Below are 19,017 nucleotides of genomic sequence, written 5' to 3'. Positions count from 1 at the left end.
AACAAGACATGAGTGGAGATCGTTCACAGGCCTATTACACCTGCGAAGTCGTGTCCAAATGCTTTGCCGACGACGCGACGCGGCAGGGCTTCATGGCCGCCTATACGCAAAGTCCCGACGCCGCGCAGGCCTATCTGGAAAAGCTCGGCATGCCAGACGACATGGCGGCCAAGGTCGTGACCCTGCAGGGCAACGACCTGAACCTGTTCATCGGTCAGAACGTCTGCGACTATCTTTGGTGACATCCGGGTCGCCCCGGATGTCCGGCGCGGGACGATGATATCTGCGCAACGGCATGTGGCCCACGCAGCGCGGGCGCTGGGCGCGGCGTTCCTGACCCCGCGCGCCGAGACCGCGCTGGCGCGTTTCGCGGGCCGGTATCCCGATCTTGCCTCTGGCCATATCCTGGAATGCGATCTGCGCGGGGGGGCGGGCGTGGCGGATTACTCGCTTGCCCTGCTGCCCTGCCCGCCGGGAGCTGCGGGGGCTTTGGTGCATGGACCGGTTGCGGCGGTGCTGCGCGGGTTTTGCGACGGCACCCTGCCCGCCGCGGTGCTCTGGCTGGAACACGACATGTCCGCCACCGGCGAATTGGGGGCGCCCAGCGTGTTTCTGGCCCCACTGGCCGGCCCGGAAAACGGAACGGCCGCCGAACAGCTGGCCCACGCCCTGTGCGACGCGATCTGGCCCGGCCAGCCCTGTCCGCAGGTCCGGCAGATCACCGGGCATTTGCCACCGGGGGGCTTTCTGAAACAGATCGGCGCAATGGCGGGCCGGGACGGGCTGACCGAACCCTCGCTGCGGCTGGTGATCGACGGAATCGCCCCGCACGCGGTCCTGCCCCTGCTGGAGCGGTTGGGCTGGCCGGGGCCGCAGGACCTTGCGACAGAGATCGCCGATCTGGCCACCCGCCACCTTGCCAGCGGCGCGTGCCGCGTCGACCTTGACCTCGCGCAGGATCTCGCGCCGACGCTTGGCCTCGAACTGCCCGCAAGCGGGATCCGCGCGATTCCTGCCCTTGCCGCCGATCTTCGCACTACCGGGCTGTGTTCCGCGCCCAAGGCCGGGGCGCTGGCGGCACGCGCCGCTCGGCACACTCTGGCCGACCGTAATCCGGACAGCCGGTGCGAACGGCTGGATTTTGGCCTGAACCACGTTAAACTGTCGTTAACCAGCGGCGATGTCGATGACAGCACCAAGGCCAAGGCTTACTTTTCCCTGGTGTCGACGCCCGATTTTTCGGGGACGGACTGACCATGGCGCACACTGACCCAACGGCACAGGAATGACCCGGTACCGGCAGACCGCCGAGACCGACCCCTACCGCTCGGCCTCCGGGGCCGACGGGTCGTCGGTGCTGGTCTGGGACGGGGCGCCGGTCACACCCGACCTGACCGAGCGGCTGGAACACAGGCTGGCGATGTTCCAGGACCGCCCCAGCGCCACGCTGGCACAGCCGCTTTCGGTGAAACACGGCGCCGACGGCCTGTCGCTGGTGATGGAGGATCCCCCCGGCATCCGTCTGTCGCGTCTGCTGCGGATGAACCGGATGCGCACCGACATGTTGCTGGGCTTTGCCGTCCAGCTGACCGAGGCGGTCGAGGTGATGCACAACCGGCGCATTGCCCATGGCCGACTGAGCCCGGAGGCGGTCTTCGTGCACGCCGAGCGGCGCGAACTCAAGCTGGCGCTGCATCCCGAATGCCTGGTGCGCCCCCTCGAACACCCGTCCGACATCGAGGGGCGCGACGTCTCGGAAATCGTCTATTGCGCCCCCGAGCAAAGCGGCCGCACCGACACAAGGCCCGACACCCGTGCCGACCTTTATGCGCTCGGCGTGATCTTCTACGAGATGCTGACCGGCGCGCCGCCGTTCGAAAGCATCGACAAGCTGGAACTGCTGCACATGCATCTGGCGGTCTCGGCGGCCGGGATCGCCCGCGACAAACCGGGCGAAGAGGCGCTGGCGCGGATCGTCGCCCGGCTGTTGGAAAAGGCGCCCGGCAACCGCTACCAGACCGCCTATGGCCTGCTGGCCGACCTGCGGCTGTGCCGCGATGCCTTCCTCCGGGACGGCAGCTTACCGGACTTCGAACTGGGCGTGCAGGACCAGAAGGCGACCTTTGCCATCCCCGACAAGCTCTATGGCCGCGACGCCGCACAGGCGCAGTTGCGCCGGGCCTTCGAGGGCGTGATGGCGGGCGGCGCCGGCCTGGTGATGGTCAGCGGCCCCAGCGGCTCGGGCAAATCCGCGCTGGTCGAAACCCTGCGTTCCCTGACATGCCCGGGCGCCGAGCCGGTCTTTCTCTCCGGCAGATACGAAGAGATCCACGGCCTGCCCTACCTCGGGCTGCGCCAGGCGCTGCGCAACCTGATCCTCGAGAAACTGGCCCGGGGCGAAGAGGCGGTCGCGCGGTTCCGCAGCGCGCTGACCGAGGCGCTGGGTGACAACCTGCCCGTCGTCGTCGCCTTCCTGCCCGATTTGCAGCATATCGTCGGCGACATCCCGGCGGATGCCGCCGAAGACCCGATGGAAATCAACCAGCGGTTCCAGGTCTCGATGCAGGCGTTTTTCGAAACCCTGTCGGACGCCGCGGCGCCGCTGATCCTGTTCCTGGATGACCTGCAATGGGCGGACATGGAATCGATCCGGCTGCTCGAGGATATCTTCCTGACCGCCACGCCGTCGCATTTCCTGATCGTCGGGGCCTTTCGCGACAACGAGATTCCCGAGGCGCACCCCCTGCGCAAGCTTCTCGCAACCGTCTCCGACGCCGGGATCACCGCCGCACAGATCGAGGTCGGCCCGTTGTCGGATGCCGATATCCGGCAGTTGATCATCGACACCATGCACCTTGACCCCAAGGTCGATGTCGACGAACTGGCCGGTGTCATCGCGGTCAAGACCCAGGGCAACGCGTTTCACGTGCGCCGCCTGCTCATCGCGCTCTACCGCGAAGGGGCGATCCGCTTCGATCCCCGCTTGGGCCAGTGGCAATGGGTGATGGACGCGGTCACCGAGCGCATGGTCGAGGTCGACGTCGCCAACCTGATGACCGAGCGTATTCAGACCCTGTCGCCGCGCGCGGTGGCGGCGCTGCGACTGGCGGCGGCCTTCGGCACGCGTTTCGCCGCTGCCTCGCTGCGGATCGTCTCGGACCAGAGCGAGAAAGAGATCCTCGACGACCTCGGCGAGGCCATCCACGAAGGTTTCGTCACCGAGGGCCAGGGCGACGAGACCGGGGTGTTCCGGTTCAGCCATGACATCGTGCGCGACGCCGCCTACCGGTCGATCCCCGAGGATCGCCGCGTGGAACTGCACTACCAGATCGGGGCGTTTCTGCTGCGCGACATCGACACCCCGCAAGAGGATGACCGCCTGTTCAGCGCGATGGACCAGATCGCGCTGGGCGCCGACCTGATCACCGACCCCGAGATCGGCCGGCGGGTGACGCAGGGCGCCATTCACGGCGCCCGCCGGGCCAAGGCCGTCGCCGCCTACGGGATCGGCGCGGGATACCTGTCGCTGGCCGACAGCCTGCCCGCCGGCGTCTCGGGCATCGACTGGGCCACCGACCCCGAGATCACCCAGGACCTGCGCACCGAGGCGATGGAGGCCGCATTCATGTCCGGCGGTTTTGCCGAGGCCGAACCGCATTTCCAGGAGCTGATCGCCCACCTGGCCTCGGATGCGGAAAAGGCGCGGATCTATCAGACCCTCGTCACCCTGTTCACCTCGCGCTCGGAATACCAAAAGGCGATCGACTTCGGTGTCGAAGGGCTGAAACTCCTGGGCGTCAACCTGCGCGGCCCCCCGGGGCCCAAGATCATGACCCAGCTGATCGGCACCCGGATCGACCTGCGCCGACACGACGTTCTCGATTTCTCCAAGCTACCAGACATGGACGACCCCAAGGCCGAACAACTGATCGAGATGCTGATGATCGTCTCGACCCCGGCCTTCCTGCAGAACAAGGATCTCTTCGTCCTGATCTCGCTGCGCATGTTCCGCCTGACCCTGCGCAAAGGGCTGACCAGCGCCGGGCTGTTCTCGATCCAGAACTACGCCATCGTCATCTACCTGGCCTTCAACTCGATCGACAAGGCCTATGAAATGGGCACCAACCTGTTCAAGCTGCTGGAACCGCGCAAGATCCACCCGCTGGTGCGCGGGCGCTTCACCTATACCTACAGCGTGGTCCTGGCCTGGCATTTTCGCCGCTACGACGACCTGCGGGCGCTGCTGCGCGACGGGCTGGTGCACAGTTGGACCGCGTCGGACCTCGAATATGTCGGCTACTATTACTACAGCCTGCTGAAATACGCTTGGCTGATGTGCAAACCGCTGGACCGCATCGCCGACCAGCTGGTGGAATACGACCGCTATGACCGCCGGCTGCGCCACGAGGTCCTCAGCTCGATCACCCGCATCTATCACCGCGCCGTGGCCCGGCTGACCGATCCCGCCGAAACCGGGCTGTGGACCAGTGACGACCGCGAGATCGAAGAGCAGATGACCGGCGAGGCATCGGTGGGCTCCTTCTGCACCACCGAACTGCTGCTGACCCATGTCTTCGGCGACTGGGCGATGGTCGGGGAAATCAGCGACAAGCTGCGGGCGCAGGAGGGCTTTGCCACGCTCGGCCCGGAGTTCGTCGATTACCACCTGCTGCTGGGACTCAGCCTGACCCGTGCCGGCAGCCGCCTGTCGAAACGCTCGCCGCGAAAACGCCGGGCGCAATTGCGCAAGCATCTCGCCGCGCTCAAACGGCTGGCCGAAAAATATCCCACCAACCACCTGTACCAGTATCCGCTGCTGCTGGCCGAGGACCGCCGCATGAACGGGGCCACCGGGCAGGCGCGCGACCTCTACGACGAGGCGCTGCGCAAGGCCGAGGAAAGCGGCGCCTGGAGCTATCTGGGCATCGCCTGCGAATGCGCCGCCGCCCTGGCCGACCAGACCGGGGACAGCGCAGCCAGCGCAGAGTACCTGCGGCGCGCGCATCACGCCTATGCCCAATGGGGCGCCGCCAACAAGCTGCGCGCGCTCGAGGCCGAGCGGCCGGATCTGGTCACACCGGGGCCGGCGGCCCCGCCCGCCTCTGCGGACGATGCGCTCGACGTCACCTCGGTCATCAAGGCCAGCCACCTGATCCTCGAGGTGACCGAGTTGGACACCCTGCTCAAGCGGCTGATGCAGATCACGCTGGAAAACGCCGGGGCCGATGCCGGATCCCTCTACCTGATGCACGACGACGGGCATTTGCACCTGGCCGCCGAGGGGCGGATGCAGGGCGCCGAACCCGAGATTTCCATCCAATCAGACGACGGCGCGCTCGACACGCTGGACCCGGCCAGCTACCCGCGCGAACTGGTCGCGCAGGTGGCCGCGGCGCGCGATGCGGTGATCCTGTCCGACGCCCGCTCGGCCTCGCGCCATGCCCGGCTGGCCTATGTGCGCGCCCGCGCCCCGAAATCGCTGATGTGCCTGCCGGTGCTGGGCCAGCACGGGTTGCAGGCGGTCCTGCACCTGGAAAACTCGCTGTCAGAGGGCGTGTTCACGATCCAGCGTCAGGAAATCCTGTCGACGCTGACCTCGCTGGCGGCGATCTCGCTGTCGAACGCGCGGCTCTATGCCCGGCAGTCCAAGGCGCTGGAACTGGAAAAACGCGCCACCGAGGAACTGGCCCGGGTCAACCGGCTCAAAGACGAATTCCTCGCCACCACCAGCCACGAATTGCGCACGCCGCTCAACGGCATCATCGGGCTGGCCGAGGCGCTGATCGAGGGGGCCAAGGGCGATCTTCCCGCCCCGGCGCGCGCGACGCTGGAGCTGATCGTCTCCTCGGGCGAGCGGCTGTCGCACCTGGTGACCGATATCCTCGACCTGTCGCGCCTGCGCGAGGGCGAGCTGAGCCTGCAGCCCAGGCCGCTGGACCTGCGCGCACTGGTCGACGTGGTGTTTTGCGTGATGGAGCCCCGCGCGGCACAGAACGGCGTCGACATGATCAACGCGGTACCCGGGGATGCGCAGGCGTTGCTGGCCGATGAAAACCGTTTGCAGCAGATCCTGTTCAACCTTGTCGACAACGCGATCAAGTTCTCCCCGGGCGGCCAGGTCACCGTGGGGCTGGACCTGCGCAGGGATCGCGGTCACGTCACCGTCACCGACACCGGCATCGGCATCCCGCTGGAGGCGCAGACCGCCATCTTCGAAAGCTTCCGCAAGCTGGACGCCTCGGATGAAAGCGCGTTCGGCGGCGTCGGGCTGGGCCTCGCGATCAGCAAGAGCCTGGTCGAGATGCACGGCGGGCACATCGCGGTCGACAGCGCCGAGGGGCGCGGCACCACCATCTCCTTCGACCTGCCCGCAACCGACGCGCCGGCCCAACCGACCGAGAGCAAGACCGTTTCGCGGCTCATGCCAGGGACAAGGGCGCAGCCCGGCCCCAAGGACGACACGACGGGCGGGGCGAGCGACGAGACCGGCGACGGCACCAGGCTGTTCCAGCCCACCGCCTTTTCCGACGTCGACACGGCGCAACCGGTCATCCGGCGGCGCGATGCGGATCGAACGGAACGCCAATACCGGGCGCTGCTGATCGACGACGACCCGATCAACCTCGAGGTGCTGCGCAACTTCATGGAACTCGAAGGGTTCGGCATCGAGATGGCCCGGGACGGCCCCGAGGGTTTGCGCGCGCTCGAAGCGGGGTTCGAGCCCGATATCGTGCTGCTCGACGTGATGATGCCGGGCATGTCGGGATACGAGGTCTGCCGCCGCATCCGCGCCACCCGCCCGGTGGCCGCCCTGCCGGTGGTGATGCTCACCGCCAAGAACCAGGTCGAGAACCTGCGCGCGGGGTTCGAGGTGGGCGCCACGGACTATCTGGCCAAACCGTTCTCGCGCGAGGAACTGTCGGCGCGGATGCACGCCCATATCGAACTGGCCCGCCTGTCGACCGCCTATGAACGCTTCGTCCCGATCGAGTTCCTGCGCTTCCTGGAGCGTGACAGCATTCTCGACATCGAACTGGGCAACAACGTCGAACGGCAGATGACCGTGATGTTTTCCGATATCCGCAGCTTCACCGGTTTCGCGGAAAAAAGCGGCCCGGCCGAGACCTTTGCCTTTCTCAACGACTATTTCGGCCGCCTCGGCCCGCTGGTGCACAAGAACAAGGGCGTGGTGAACCAATTCCTGGGCGACGGGATCATGTCACTGTTCCCCGGCGCCCCGGAGGAAGGGGTGCAGGCGGCGGTCGAGATGCTGCGCGAGCTGCGCCGCTTCAATGCCGACCGCGAAACGCGCGGCCAGCCGTCGATCACCACCGGCATCGGGCTGCATACCGGCGATCTGATCATGGGGATCATGGGCGACAAGAACCGGATGAGCGGAAATGTGGTGTCCGACGCGGTCAATCTCGCCGCCCGGCTCGAGGGGCTCACGGCACGCTATGGCGTCGGTATCGCCGTGTCCGAAGAGGTGATCGCAGCACTGCCCGACCCCGGCGTCTACCCGCACCGGCAGTTGGACGTGGTCCGCGTGGCCGGGCGGGACAAACCCGTCGTGGTGTACGAGATCTTCGCCGCCGACCCGCCCGACAGCGCCCGGCACAAGGCCGAGACCCGCCCCGCCTTCGAGGCCGCGCTGGCGGCGTTGCGCACAGGGCATTTCGCCTCCGCCGAGGCCGGGTTCGCCGAAATCGCCGCCGCCGCCCCCCGGGACAAGGCGGCCCGAACGCTGGCCGAACGGGCCCGCCACCTGGCCCGGAGCGACCTGCCCGAAGGCTGGAGCGGGATCGAGATGCTGGAGAAATAGAGACGCCCCGAATTGCCGTTCTGAATTGCCACGCTGAATTGACCGTGATCCGGCCCCTGTTCTGTGGCCCCGTCCCGGCCCCCATGCTAGCCTGCGCGCGAACCGCGTGAACAGGAGAACACGATGCCATTGACGGTACAGCAGATGATGGAGGCCGCCAACGCGGCGGTGGAACGGATCGACGGCCAGACCGCCCAAGACATGGTGGCAAAGGGGGCGCTGCTGCTCGACATCCGCGACGCGCCCGAGTTGCAGAGCGCCGGCCGCGCGGTCGGCGCCCACCACGTGCCGCGCGGCATGCTGGAGTTCCGCGCCGATCCCGCGACCCCGTTCCACGACCCCGAGATGCGCTTTGACCGCCCGATCGTGCTGCACTGCGCCTCCGGCGGCCGCGCCGCGCTGGCCGGCAAGCTGCTCAAGGACATGGGCTATGCGCAGGTCTTCAACATGGGCGGGCTGGACGACTGGAAGAAAACCGGCGGCCCGATGATCGAACCGGTTGACCAGGGCATGTGAGCACAGCCCCGGCGGTGCGGCTCAGGCGTTCAGGAACGCCCGCACCGTCGCCTCGAATTCGCGCGGCTTTTCCGCATGCAGCCAATGGCCTGCCCCGGACAGCCGCGCGAACCGCGCGTTCGGGAACAATTCGCGGATGCGCGGACGATACTCGGGCTTCACGTAGTCCGACTCCGACCCCGACAGGAACAGCGCCGCACCGTCCCAATGCCCCTCGACCTGCGGAAACGACAGGATCTCGTCCATGTCGGCGGCCAGCGCATCCAGGTTCAGCCGCCAGCGTTTCTCCTTGAGGTCCAGCGACTGGGTGAAAAAACTCTGCAGCGCCCGATCCACCCCCAGCGCCGCCAGCTGCGCCTCGGCGTCCGAGCGTTTCTCGACCGTCGACAGGTCCACCGCGCGCATCGCCTCGATGAACTGCATCTGCGAATGGCCGTAAGGCACCGGCGCGATATCGGCCACCACCAGCCGGTTTACCGCCGCGCCATGCCGCAGCGCCAGCATCATCGCCGCCTTGCCGCCCATCGAATGGCCCAGCACGTCGGCCCGCCCACCGATCGCGCCGATCACCTCGGCCAGGTCATCGGCCATCTCGGCGTAGCGGTGCGGCGTGGTCCAGGGGCTCTGGCCGTGGTTGCGCATGTCCACCGCCACCACCTGCCGCTGGTCCGACAGCCGCTTGGCGATCACGCCCCAGTTGCGCGCCGAGCCGTACAGCCCATGCGCGATCAGCAGTGGCGGCACATCGGCGGCGCCCGGGGCGGGGGGATGGGAAATCCAGTTCAACATGCCGTGGTGATAGCCGCTGCACCGGACAAGGACCAGACCCCTCCCCTAACCCCGATACCAGCCATTGAGCCCCCCGCCCCGCACCGCTAGGTTGCCCCGGCAGGAGAGCCGCCGATGACCCACGCCCAGATCCCCGACCGCATCGCCCAGATCACCGCGCTGATGCACGCCCGCGTGGGTGGGCGCGGCGCAACCCTGCGCGACGTTCTGCGCCGCGCACGCCACCGCCTGCCCCGCCGAATCCGGACCCAGGCCGCCCGCCTGGCCGAGGCCGAATCCTTTGCCGCCCACCCGCGCCTGCGCCTGACGCTGGACGCCCAGGCCCTCGACAAGGCCGCGAGTGAGGTCGAAACCCACCTCAACACCATCGACCTTGCCGACCGGCGCAAGGGCTGGTGGCTGGGAATGCTGGGCGGCCTTGCCTTCAACATGCTCGCCTTCCTCGCGCTGCTGCTCGCGGTGCTGGTCTGGCGTGGCTACCTTTAAAACCCGAATCTCAAGGACATCTTCATGAATTCCGTCTTTCACCTCGCCCTCCACGTGCGCGACCTCGATGCCACGCGCGATTTCTACGGTCGCGTGCTCGGCTGCGCCGAGGGGCGCAGCACCGACACCTGGGTCGATTTCGATTTCTTCGGCCACCAGCTCTCGCTGCATCTGGGCGAGCCCTTCCCGACCACGCGGACCGGCAAGGTCGGCGATCACATGGTGATGATGCCGCACATGGGCGCGGTGCTGCCGCTCGACGCCTGGCTCGACCTCTCCGCGCGGCTGGAACGCGAGGGGATCGACTTCGACATCCCGCCGGTGATCCGCTTTGCCGGGGAACCGGGCGAGCAACGCACGATGTTCTTCTTCGACCCGTCCGGAAACCCGATCGAGATCAAGGGCTTCCGCGACTTTGACGCGATCTTCGCCAGCTAGGCACCGGCACTCTTCCGCCACGTTACACCCCGGGCCGCTTGCCTATTCCGCCCATGACCCCCACCGTTGCGCCAAAGCGCGAAGGAGGAAACGCAATGACAGATCAGATGTACCGCATCGCCCTGGCCAGCCGGCCCGAGGGGGCCCCCGGCCCCGACAATTTCAGCTATGAATCCGCCCCGGTCCCGACCCCGGGCGAGGGCGAGGTTCTGGTGCGCAGCCACTACATGTCGCTCGATCCCTACATGCGTGGGCGCATGGACGACGCCAAATCCTATGCCGCCCCGGTGCCGATCGGCGGCACCATGGAGGCCGGTGCCGTGGGCGAGGTGATCGCCTCGAACAGCCCGCATTTCAAACCCGGCGATTTCGCCTTCGGCATGCTCGGCTGGGCCACCCACGGCTGCCTGCCGGCCAACCAGCTGCGCAAGCTCGACCCGAACCAGGCGCCGATCACCACCGCGCTCGGGGTACTCGGCATGCCCGGCTTCACCGGCTGGCACGGGCTCACCGAATACGGCAAGCCCAAGGCGGGCGAGACGCTGGTCGTCGCTGCCGCCACCGGCCCGGTTGGCTCGATGGTCGGCCAGGTCGCCCGGCTCGCCGGACTGCGCACCGTCGGCATCGCCGGTGGTGCCGAGAAGTGCAAGCTGGCGACCGAGACCTTCGGCTTCGACGCCTGCCTCGACCACCGCGCCTATGACAGCGCCCGCGACCTGCGCGCCGCGCTCAAGGGCGAATGCCCCGACGGCATCGACATCTATTTCGAGAACGTCGGCGGCAAGGTGCTCGAGGCGGTGATGCCGCTGATGAACAACCACGGCCGCATCCCGATCTGCGGCATGATCGCCTGGTACAACGCCGGCGGTCTCGGCGCCGGGGCCAGCGACGAGGGCCTCACCGCCCCCGGCTTGTGGCGCAACATCCTGGTGAAGTTCCTCTCGGTGAACGGCTTCATCATCTCCAATCACTACGACCGCTACCCGCAATTCCTGAAAGAGGTCGCGCCGAAAGTGATGAGCGGCGAGATCGCCTATCTCGAGGATATCGCCGAGGGGCTGGAAAACGCGCCGGCAACCTTCATGGCGCTGCTCAAGGGCGGCAACAAGGGCAAGCAGATCGTCAAGCTGATCTGAGGGCACCCGCCCCCTGTCACCCCGGGCCTGACCCGGGGTCAGACAGCCCCCCATCACCCCGCCCGGCCGCAAGGTCGGGCGGCAGCCGGTCCGCAACGCCCGCACATGGTGCAACGCGCGCCGAACCGGCAACAGGCGACCTTGACCCGGTTTGTACAATTCGCTCGGAAAACTCCCCGAACCGGGTTTTTCGCGGCAATTCGCCCACCCGAATTTGTACAATCCGGACCTGAAAACGTACTTATCCTCAGGCGGACTGCAGCCGCCGCGCCTCTTGCCGGGCCAGCGAGATCAGCTCCCGCACAAAGGGTTTTTCCCGGTCGTCCCTGCGCACTGCGGCGTAAAGCCGCCGGGTGATGCCGTCCTTGGTCAACGGCCGGGTGACGTAATCCGAGCTGTATTTCACCTCGCGCACCACCCAGTCGGGCAGCACCGAAACGCCTCGGTTCGAGGCCACCAACAGCAGGATTACCGCCGTCAGTTCCACCGGTCTCACCGCCTTGGGACTGACCCCGGCGGGGGTCAGCAACTGGCTGAACACGTCCAGCCGGGACCGCTCCACCGGGTAGGTGATCAGGGTCTGATCGCGGAAATCCTCGGCCTCGACATAGGGTTTCGCGGCCAGCGGATGCTGCGACGCGGCCACGAAAACCGGCGCATAATCAAAGAGTTCGACGAACTCCACCCCGGCGATATCCTCCGGGTCCGAGGACACGACCAGATCGACCTCTTCCTTTTGCAGCGCCGGCAACGCGTCAAAGGCAAGGCCGGGGCGGATGTCCACATCCACGTCCGGCCAGGTCTTGCGGAATGCTTCCAGCACCGGGAACAGCCATTCGAAACAGGCGTGGCATTCGATGGCGATATGCATCCGCCCGGTCTCGCCCGAGCGCAGCGCGCTGAACTCGGCCTCCATCGCCTCGACCTGAGGCAAGACCTGCTCGGCCAGCCGCAACAGGCGCAGCCCGGCCGGCGACAGCTTCATCGGTTTCGATCGTCGGATGAACAACTCCACTCCAGCTTGATCCTCCAACCCCTTGATTTGATGGCTTAAAGCGCTTTGCGTGATGTTCAGTTGATCAGCCGCCCGCGCCAGCCCGCCGAAGTCGTGAATCGCCTTGATCGTGCGCAGATGCCGAAATTCAATATGCATCCCACCGCCTTGTTCATGTTGTTGTTGAGAATTATGAGTTTGTCTCACAATGTCGAATGTGCAACAAGGTCCGAAATCCAAAGGATGGTGCGACCGATGAAAGCCCCTGAAGTTTCGTTCGAATTCTTCCCGCCGCAGAACTTGCAGGCCTCGTTCCGGCTCTGGGATACGGTACAGGTTCTGGCGCCGCTCGACCCGCGGTTCGTCTCGGTCACCTATGGCGCCGGCGGCACCACGCGGGACCTGACCCGCGACGCGGTGGCGACGCTGCACAAATCCTCGGGCCTCAAGGTTGCCGCGCATCTGACCTGCGTGAATGCCACCAAAGAGGAAACCCTTGAAATCGCTGATGGTTTTGCCAAGGCCGGCGTAACCGAGATCGTCGCGCTGCGCGGCGACCCGCCCAAGGGTGAGGGCAAGTTCACCCCCTACCCCGGCGGATTTGCCAATTCGGTCGAGCTGATCGAGGCGCTGGCGGCGACCGGGAAATTCTCGATCCGCGTCGGCGCCTACCCCGACGTGCACCCCGAGGCGGCCAGCGCACAGGCTGATATCGACTGGCTCAAGCGCAAGCTCGACGCCGGGGCCGACGAGGCGCTGACGCAATTTTTCTTCGAATCCGAAAGTTTTTTCCGGTTCCGCGACGCCTGCGAGAAGGCCGGGATCGACGGAACACGGATCACCCCGGGCATCCTGCCGATCGAAAACTGGAAAGGCGCCCGCAATTTCGCCCGCAGCTGCGGCACCAAGATCCCGCAATGGGTCGAGGACGCCTTTGACAAGGCCGTGCGCGACGGCCGCGAGGACCTGCTGGCCACAGCCATCTGCACCGAGCTGTGCAGCGACCTGCTGGAGGGCGGTGTCGACCGGCTGCACTTCTACACGCTCAACCGCCCCGAACTGACCCGCGATGTCTGCCACGCGCTGGGGGTCACGCCCAAGGTCAGCCTCGAGAACGTGGCGTAACGGCTTGCCCGCGCCCGGCGGACTGTTAGCCTGCCCTTCGCCAGGATGGAGGAGGGCAGAATGAACCAAGAGACACCACCGAATTACGCAAAGGGCCCCGAGGAACTTCTCGGTCCCGCCGACATGGCCAGCATGTCGGGCGAGGAGTTCATGCGCGGCATCCGCGACGGCACCCTGCCCGCACCGCCGATCTCAAAGACGTTGGGATATCACCTGCATTCGGTCGACAAGGGCCGGGTGGTGTTCCGCGGGACGCCCACCTTTGATTACACCAACCCGCTGGGCACGGTGCACGGCGGCTGGTACGGCACCCTTCTGGACAGCGCGATGGCCTGCGCGGTGCAGACCATGGTGCCCAAGGGCGCGGCCTATACCACCTTGGAATACAAGATTAATATCCTACGCTCGATCCCGCTGGGAACCGAGGTCGACTGCATCGGCGTCGCCGATCACGTGGGCCGCTCCACCGGCGTCGCCCATGGCGAGATCCGGGGTATCGAAGACGGCAAGCTCTACGCGACGGGGTCCACCACCTGCATCGTGCTGCAACTGCCGCCCAAGGGCTGAGGCCCGATCGCCGCTAGCCGGCCGGCGCGCTGGTCTGATGCGATGGGAGGCCGGGGACGGCCTCTCGCACGGTCTCATGCAGGCGTTCGGAGGGGTCCTGCCCCACCACCCGGCGGCGGCGCAACAGGAACAGCTTGCCCCAGCCACGCCAGGTCCCGACCGACGGCGCATCCGGGTCGGTATAGAACCGCGCCCGCCATCCCGGCGGCAGAGGCAAGCCGCAGGTTTCGGCCCGCTCCAGCATCCACACCAGCGAAATGTTGGCCAGTGGCCGCGCCGCCTCGTAGCCGCCAAGCTGGCCGCCAACATCGCCGTGCGTCCCCCGGAACCAGACCTGTTCGACGTGACCGCTCCAACCCTGCGGGAAAGACCAGAGTTCAGGCGCGAACACCTCGCGCGTCTCGTCCAGCGCCAACGCGTGAAAGCCGTTGCGGATGCTCGCCCCCAGGGCGTGGCTGTGAAAGGAATGCTGCGCCTCGGCCCAGGTCCACAGGAACGGAAGGCGCAGGCCCAGCGCCTTGACCGTGTCCCAGACGCCGACCATCTCGATCTCCACCGCCTCGTGGCAATGGGCGCGGGCGAAGGTCCTGGAAAATTCGCTGTCCGGGTCATTCTGGTAATGGCGATAGACCGTGCGCAGGTTGCGCTCGGTGGCGCAGTCGGCGCGCAGCAACCCGACCCGGTCGATCACCCCGGCCAGTGAGCGCACCGCATAGGCGCCGCGCGAATAGCCCATCAGGAAAATGCGGTCACCCGGGCGATAGCGCGAGGCCAGGTAGCCATAGGCGCGGCGGATCTGCCGGTTGATCCCGCGCCCCATGAGCACGTCGGGCGCAGCCCGCCATCGCGGCATCTGCACCCCGGATTCGTAATAGACCGACACCGGCGCGCCCATCTCGCGGCAGAGCCGATAGGTGACGCCGGCATGGGTCTCGTACCCCGGTTCGAGCGAGGACATGGTGCCGTCGAGGATGATGACATGATCCAGCGGCTCACGGTGGCGGGTCTCGGCAGAGTGGACCGATTGCAGGGGCCGGGCAAGCCAGCCGAAGATCCGATCACGCAGTTGCCTCAGCACCATCCCGTAACAGTTCCCACACTCTCAGCGGCGTGAACGGCATGTCTGCCTGCCGCACGCCGCGATCCCACAGCGCATCCTGCACCGCGTTGGCGACCGCCGCCATCGACCCCACGGTCCCGGCCTCGCCACAGCCCTTCATGCCCATCAGGTTGGCGGTGGAGGGCACCGGTTCCGACGTGAATCCGATCATGGGGGTATCGGCGGCGCGCGGCAAGGCATAGTCCATGAACGACGCCGTGAGGAGTTGGCCGTCCTCGTCGTAGACCACCTGTTCGGTCAGCGCCTGGCCCAGCCCCTGGACCACCCCGCCATGCACCTGCCCCTCGGCCAGCATCGGGTTGATCAGGTTGCCGAAATCGTCGACCACGGTATAGCGATCGACGCGGACCTGCCCGGTTTCGGGGTCGATGACCACCTCGGCCAGATGCGCCCCGTTGGGATAGGACCGGCCGTCGAGCTGGGCGCGTTCCTCATGCACCAGAAGGTCGGCGCGGCCATCTTCGCGGGCCATCTCGGCGGCCTCCAGCAGGGTCGGCGTCAGGTTCGAGCCCGGCGCACGGAAGGTCTCGTCGTCGAACGTCACCGCGCCCGCCTCGACCCCCATCTTGTCGGCCAGATAGGGGGTGAAGGCGGCGATCATCGCATCGACCGTGGCCAGTGTCGCGGTGCTTTGCGTGGTGACCGAGCGCGAGCCGCCGGTTCCGCCACCCTGCTTGATCAGGTCGCTGTCGCCCTGGACGACATGGATGCACCCGGCGGGGATGCCGGTCTGATCGGCAAGGAACTGGGCATAGACGGTTTCATGCCCCTGCCCGTTCGACTGCGTCCCGACATAGAGGTTGACAGTGCCGTCCGCGCAGAACTCGACCTTGGCGCCCTCGGTCGGATCGCCAAGAATGCTCTCGATGTAATAGCACAGCCCCTGCCCGCGCAGCAGGCCGCGTTCCGCATCCGCCGCGCGACGGGCGGCAAAGCCGGCGGTGTCGGCCTCGGCCTCGGCCCGGGTCAGGACCCGGTCAAAGGCGCCCACGTCATAGGTTTCGCCGGTGGTCGATTTATAGGGAAACCGGTCGGGCCGGATGAAGTTTTTCCGCCGCAACGCCGCAGGATCGACGCCCAGCTCGCGCGCGGCGCGGTCCATCGCCCGCTCCAGCACGTAGATCGCCTCGGGGCGCCCGGCGCCGCGATAGGCATCGACCTGGGTGGTGTTGGTGTAATAGCCCTCGACCTGCAGCCAGGTGGTCTGCACGTCGTAAACCCCCATCAGCACGCGCGAGAACAGCTGCGTCTGGATCAATTGGCCGAAATTGGAGTTGTACGCCCCCAGGTTGCAGCGCGTCGTCACCCGATAGGCGGTGATCCTGTGATCGGCGTCAAACGCCAGCTCGGCGGTCGAGGTCAGATCGCGCCCGCCATGGTCCGACAGCATCGCCTCGGTCCGCTCAGACATCCAGCGCACCGGGCGGCCCAGCAGACGCGCGGCCTGCGCCACGGCGAAATACTCGGGATAAGGGGCGGCCTTCATGCCAAAGCCGCCGCCCACATCAGGCGTGGTGACATGCACCGCCTCCTTGTCGAGGCCGAGCATGCGCGCCAACTCGCCCTTCAGGGCCCAGACGCCCTGACCGCCGAAGGCGAAATGCAACCGGCTGCCGTCCCAGTCAGCAAAACAGCCACGCGGCTCCATCGCGTTGACGATGATGCGGTTGTCCGCCACCTCCAGCCGGACCACATGGGCGGCGGCGGCAATGGCGGCCTCGGTCGCGGCCTCGTCGCCAAGGCCCCAGTCCAGCGCCAGGTTGTCGGGCGCTTCCTCGTGCACCGGGGCGCCGCCACGGGCCAGATCCAGCTTGGCGGGCAGATCATCGGTCTCGAACAGGATCATCTCGGCCGCATCACGGGCCTGCGCCAGCGTCTCTGCCACGATCAGCGCCACAGGTTCGCCCACATGGCGCACCTTGCCCTTGGCCAGGACCGGGCGATGCGGATCGGCGGCCTTGGTCCCGTCGCGATTCTTCAGCACCACGCCGGCCATGCTCGCGGTGATGCCCGCCGCCTCCAGGTCGTCACTGCTCAGCACCAGGTGCACGCCCTCGGCGGCGCGGGCGTCGGACAGATCCAGTTCGGTGATCGTGCCATGCGCCACCGGCGAGCGGAACATGAAGGCATGCAGCGCGTCGGTCGGCGCGACGTCGTCGACATAGCGTCCATGCCCCGTCAGCAGTCGCAGATCCTCGATCCGTGTGACCGACTGGCTTTTTCCGAACTTTTCCATTGCGCGCCCCTGAGCTGTGGTGTCCGGCGCGACCCTAGCTTTCGTGCCGGCAATGTCCAGTCAGGCGCAGCACCGTCACCACGTCTCGCAGTCCGTAGCCGTTGAATTCGGTCGACATGGCCACGGAATAGGCCCCCATCCCGGCAAACAGCACGTAATCGCCCGGCGCACAGTCGGCGGGCAGCGCCAGCCCGTCGGGCAGCCGGTCGAGGCTGTCGCAGGTGGGTCCGAAGACCCGGCGCGGCCGCGCGGCGTCCTGACGGGGCGTGCCATCGGGGGCCAACACCCGGACCCGGCCGGTCAGCCCCATGTCGCGCAGATCGATCAGCCCGCCATAGATACCGTCGTTGAGAAAGACCGTCTCGCCCTGCTGCCGCATCCCCTTGATCCGCGCGGCCAGGGTAAAGGCCTCCGACGCCATCGCGCGGCCCGGTTCGCAGACCAGCGCCGGCGCCTCCGGTCCAAAGGCGCACGTCGTCGCCGCCTTGATCCTGGCAAACACCGACTCGAGGTCCGGGGCGGCGCCGGTCCGATGGGCGGCGAACCCGCCGCCGACATTCAGCCGGGCGATGCGCACCCCGGCCCGCGCGGCGATCTGCGCCGCCGCCGCGATATAGCTTTCCCAGGCCCCGGCATCCTCGCATTGGGTCCCGGGATGGAAACACAGCGCCGGACGCCAGCCGCCCTCGGCCACGCGCTGCAGCAGCTCTGCCGCCCGCTCCGGTTCCGCGCCGAACTTGTCCCCGAAATCATAGGCCGCGCCGGTGACCGGCAGGGCAAAGCGCACCGCGATCTCGGCCCCGCGCGGCACCTTTGCAAGCTTGTCCAACTCGCTGCTGTCATCCACCGACCAGCTTGCCGCGCCCATGTCGATGCCCGCCGCGACCTCGGCCTCGCTGCGCACCGGGTTGTTGTAATGCAGCACGGCGGCGGGGTTGATCGCCCGAACCGCCCGCATCTCGGCAGGAGAGGCGACATCGAAGGCGGCCAGCCCGGCAGTGTCGAGGTTGGCCAGAACCTCGGCCCGGTCGTTGGCCTTGACCGCATAGGTCACCAGCCCGGGAAATCCATCGCGGAACCGCCGCGCGGTGGCCTGAAGCATGGCCGGAGACAGGAACAGGACCGGCGCATCGGGGCGCATCCGGGCCAGGTAGGTGGCCGGATCGGGCCAGGGGGCGGAAAGTTGCTGCATCTCATACCTCATGCGTTTCTTTCCAGACTCGCGCGGATTTCGGTCGATTTCGCGTGTCACCTTGATAATATTGCTGGAAATTTTCGTCATAATGCCGAGAAAAATATGCAAACCGACGAAACAGATCAGAAGTTGCTGCGCCTGCTGCGTGAGAATGCCCGCGCGCCGGTGACCGATCTGGCGCGGCGGCTGGGGTTGGCGCGGACCACCGTGCAGGCGCGGATCGAAAGGATGGAGAAATCCGGCGTGATCGCGGGCTATACCCTGCGCAGCAGCGCCGCCACCGCGCCGCCGCTACGGGCCACGGTGCTGGTCTCGATCGAACCGCGCAGCGGCCCGGCCGTTCTGGCCCGGCTGAAGAGCCTGCCGGGTGTCGAGGTGGTCCATACCACCTCGGGTCGGTTCGACCTGCTGGTACAGGTCGCCGCCGCAACCACCGCCGAGCTGGATGACACGCTGGACCGGATCGGCGAGGCCCGGGGGGTGAAAAGCTCGGAAAGCCTGATCCACCTGTCGACCAAGCTGGATCGCGCGCCCTGACACCGGCGGCGCGTTGCCGCCAGGGATCAGCGCCCCCTCATTCAGCGGAACAGCCA

Annotated in this window: 15 protein-coding genes; 10 read left to right on the top strand and 5 right to left on the bottom strand. The window is 67.1% G+C overall.

What is annotated here, in order from left to right:
- The first annotated feature begins 8 nt into the window (after positions 1–8).
- The 4 genes from ABWV23_RS07445 to ABWV23_RS07430 all read left to right on the top strand — a co-directional run bounded on the left by ABWV23_RS07445 (position 9) and on the right by ABWV23_RS07430 (position 8,338).
- Positions 9–242, top strand: a complete 234-nt coding sequence (locus ABWV23_RS07445) for a hypothetical protein (RefSeq protein WP_353346538.1) — start codon at positions 9–11, stop codon at positions 240–242.
- Between the two features lie 34 nt (positions 243–276).
- The gene (locus ABWV23_RS07440) at positions 277–1,254 is read left to right on the top strand and encodes a hypothetical protein (protein ID WP_353346536.1); all 978 of its coding nucleotides are present in this window, start codon (positions 277–279) and stop codon (positions 1,252–1,254) included.
- Between the two features lie 31 nt (positions 1,255–1,285).
- Positions 1,286–7,822, top strand: a complete 6,537-nt coding sequence (locus ABWV23_RS07435; RefSeq protein ID WP_353346534.1) for an ATP-binding protein — start codon at positions 1,286–1,288, stop codon at positions 7,820–7,822.
- Between the two features lie 123 nt (positions 7,823–7,945).
- On the top strand, positions 7,946–8,338 hold the full coding sequence (locus ABWV23_RS07430; RefSeq protein WP_353346532.1) for a rhodanese-like domain-containing protein: 393 nt from the start codon (positions 7,946–7,948) through the stop codon (positions 8,336–8,338).
- Positions 8,339–8,359: 21 nt separating this feature from the next.
- On the opposite strand, the gene ABWV23_RS07425 is transcribed toward ABWV23_RS07430, so the two are convergent.
- Positions 8,360–9,127, bottom strand: a complete 768-nt coding sequence (locus tag ABWV23_RS07425) for an alpha/beta fold hydrolase (RefSeq protein WP_353346530.1) — start codon at positions 9,125–9,127, stop codon at positions 8,360–8,362.
- Between the two features lie 114 nt (positions 9,128–9,241).
- On the opposite strand from ABWV23_RS07425, the gene ABWV23_RS07420 reads away from it, so the two are divergent.
- From ABWV23_RS07420 to ABWV23_RS07410, 3 genes are all read left to right on the top strand, one after another.
- Positions 9,242–9,613, top strand: coding sequence for a hypothetical protein (locus tag ABWV23_RS07420; RefSeq protein ID WP_353346528.1), 372 nt, complete (start codon positions 9,242–9,244; stop codon positions 9,611–9,613).
- 24 nt (positions 9,614–9,637) lie between these two features.
- Positions 9,638–10,051 (top strand): VOC family protein, encoded by a 414-nt coding sequence (locus tag ABWV23_RS07415; RefSeq protein ID WP_353346526.1) that lies wholly within the window; start codon positions 9,638–9,640, stop codon positions 10,049–10,051.
- Between the two features lie 95 nt (positions 10,052–10,146).
- Positions 10,147–11,187 (top strand): NADP-dependent oxidoreductase, encoded by a 1,041-nt coding sequence (locus tag ABWV23_RS07410; RefSeq protein ID WP_353346524.1) that lies wholly within the window; start codon positions 10,147–10,149, stop codon positions 11,185–11,187.
- Between the two features lie 247 nt (positions 11,188–11,434).
- Here ABWV23_RS07410 and ABWV23_RS07405 read toward each other — a convergent pair whose 3' ends face one another.
- Positions 11,435–12,340, bottom strand: a complete 906-nt coding sequence (locus ABWV23_RS07405) for a LysR family transcriptional regulator (RefSeq protein WP_353346522.1) — start codon at positions 12,338–12,340, stop codon at positions 11,435–11,437.
- 96 nt (positions 12,341–12,436) lie between these two features.
- On the opposite strand from ABWV23_RS07405, the gene metF reads away from it, so the two are divergent.
- Entirely contained in the window at positions 12,437–13,306 is an 870-nt protein-coding gene (gene metF, locus ABWV23_RS07400) for a methylenetetrahydrofolate reductase [NAD(P)H] (protein ID WP_353346520.1), read from the top strand.
- Positions 13,307–13,366: 60 nt separating this feature from the next.
- Positions 13,367–13,873: a PaaI family thioesterase gene (locus ABWV23_RS07395; protein WP_353346518.1), complete on the top strand. Its 507-nt coding sequence runs from the start codon at positions 13,367–13,369 to the stop codon at positions 13,871–13,873.
- A gap of 13 nt (positions 13,874–13,886) precedes the next feature.
- Here ABWV23_RS07395 and ABWV23_RS07390 read toward each other — a convergent pair whose 3' ends face one another.
- From ABWV23_RS07390 to ABWV23_RS07380, 3 genes are read right to left on the bottom strand one after another with little or no spacing between them, the layout of a single operon-like run.
- On the bottom strand, positions 13,887–14,954 hold the full coding sequence (locus tag ABWV23_RS07390; protein WP_353346516.1) for a T6SS phospholipase effector Tle1-like catalytic domain-containing protein: 1,068 nt from the start codon (positions 14,952–14,954) through the stop codon (positions 13,887–13,889).
- A complete protein-coding gene (locus ABWV23_RS07385) occupies positions 14,932–17,229 on the bottom strand; it encodes a xanthine dehydrogenase family protein molybdopterin-binding subunit (RefSeq protein WP_353346514.1) in 2,298 nt (765 codons plus the stop codon). The genes ABWV23_RS07390 and ABWV23_RS07385 overlap by 23 nt, the downstream gene beginning before the upstream one ends.
- A gap of 34 nt (positions 17,230–17,263) precedes the next feature.
- A complete protein-coding gene (locus ABWV23_RS07380) occupies positions 17,264–18,421 on the bottom strand; it encodes a type III PLP-dependent enzyme (protein ID WP_353346512.1) in 1,158 nt (385 codons plus the stop codon).
- 105 nt (positions 18,422–18,526) lie between these two features.
- Between ABWV23_RS07380 and ABWV23_RS07375 the strand changes: the two genes are divergently transcribed.
- On the top strand, positions 18,527–18,961 hold the full coding sequence (locus ABWV23_RS07375; protein WP_353346510.1) for an Lrp/AsnC family transcriptional regulator: 435 nt from the start codon (positions 18,527–18,529) through the stop codon (positions 18,959–18,961).
- Positions 18,962–19,017 lie beyond the last annotated feature (56 nt).

Origin of the sequence: Aquicoccus sp. SU-CL01552, from assembly GCF_040365005.1 — a bacterium.
Taxonomy (GTDB): Bacteria; Pseudomonadota; Alphaproteobacteria; order Rhodobacterales; family Rhodobacteraceae; genus Antarcticimicrobium.
Note: the sequence above shows the minus strand (reverse complement) of the source record. Positions and strands in the feature narration are given on the sequence as shown.

Excerpts from the sequence above, each read along its gene's own strand:
- ABWV23_RS07445 (WP_353346538.1), top strand. The coding sequence starts at position 9 with ATGAGTGGAGATCGTTCACAGGCCTATTACACCTGCGAAGTCGTGTCC.
- ABWV23_RS07440 (WP_353346536.1), top strand. The coding sequence starts at position 277 with ATGATATCTGCGCAACGGCATGTGGCCCACGCAGCGCGGGCGCTGGGC.
- ABWV23_RS07435 (WP_353346534.1), top strand. The coding sequence starts at position 1,286 with ATGACCCGGTACCGGCAGACCGCCGAGACCGACCCCTACCGCTCGGCC.
- ABWV23_RS07430 (WP_353346532.1), top strand. The coding sequence starts at position 7,946 with ATGCCATTGACGGTACAGCAGATGATGGAGGCCGCCAACGCGGCGGTG.
- ABWV23_RS07425 (WP_353346530.1), bottom strand. The coding sequence starts at position 9,127 with ATGTTGAACTGGATTTCCCATCCCCCCGCCCCGGGCGCCGCCGATGTG.
- ABWV23_RS07420 (WP_353346528.1), top strand. The coding sequence starts at position 9,242 with ATGACCCACGCCCAGATCCCCGACCGCATCGCCCAGATCACCGCGCTG.
- ABWV23_RS07415 (WP_353346526.1), top strand. The coding sequence starts at position 9,638 with ATGAATTCCGTCTTTCACCTCGCCCTCCACGTGCGCGACCTCGATGCC.
- ABWV23_RS07410 (WP_353346524.1), top strand. The coding sequence starts at position 10,147 with ATGACAGATCAGATGTACCGCATCGCCCTGGCCAGCCGGCCCGAGGGG.
- ABWV23_RS07405 (WP_353346522.1), bottom strand. The coding sequence starts at position 12,340 with ATGCATATTGAATTTCGGCATCTGCGCACGATCAAGGCGATTCACGAC.
- metF (WP_353346520.1), top strand. The coding sequence starts at position 12,437 with ATGAAAGCCCCTGAAGTTTCGTTCGAATTCTTCCCGCCGCAGAACTTG.
- ABWV23_RS07395 (WP_353346518.1), top strand. The coding sequence starts at position 13,367 with ATGAACCAAGAGACACCACCGAATTACGCAAAGGGCCCCGAGGAACTT.
- ABWV23_RS07390 (WP_353346516.1), bottom strand. The coding sequence starts at position 14,954 with ATGGTGCTGAGGCAACTGCGTGATCGGATCTTCGGCTGGCTTGCCCGG.
- ABWV23_RS07385 (WP_353346514.1), bottom strand. The coding sequence starts at position 17,229 with ATGGAAAAGTTCGGAAAAAGCCAGTCGGTCACACGGATCGAGGATCTG.
- ABWV23_RS07380 (WP_353346512.1), bottom strand. The coding sequence starts at position 18,421 with ATGCAGCAACTTTCCGCCCCCTGGCCCGATCCGGCCACCTACCTGGCC.
- ABWV23_RS07375 (WP_353346510.1), top strand. The coding sequence starts at position 18,527 with ATGCAAACCGACGAAACAGATCAGAAGTTGCTGCGCCTGCTGCGTGAG.